General features: G+C 52.3%; 1 protein-coding gene. It reads left to right on the top strand.

Translation table 11 applies throughout. From position 1 onward, the window contains the following. A partial coding sequence (locus AC1RPQ_RS08335) for a hypothetical protein (protein WP_481762319.1) occupies positions 1–298 on the top strand: 298 nt, incomplete at both ends.

Here is a 298-nt window from a genome sequence, read left to right as displayed (position 1 = left end):
CCTATGAATCACTGCAATACCTTCAAGGGTTGTTCAAGGGTTGTCCCTTTGATGTGAACTTGCGCCAGTGTTACGTGTCCCTCAATATCTCAGAATCCCCGAGTGAGCCAGACCACGAACGCACGTTCCTCGCTAACTGCGGTGCTATGGGCATCTACTACGATTCGACATTGCAGTCCTCGTCGCTCGTGCTGCCGCTTTATAGCGAAGAGATGGTGGAGCGTGCAGCAGAGTTGCGTGAGTCGGAGCTGAATAAGTTCTACGGTGATCTGTACTTTCCGCACATGGTCATCGTCCC

It is taken from the genome of Dellaglioa sp. CoH-57-MRSF-21 (assembly GCF_056781915.1).
This window is presented reverse-complemented; position numbering and strand designations above follow the sequence as displayed.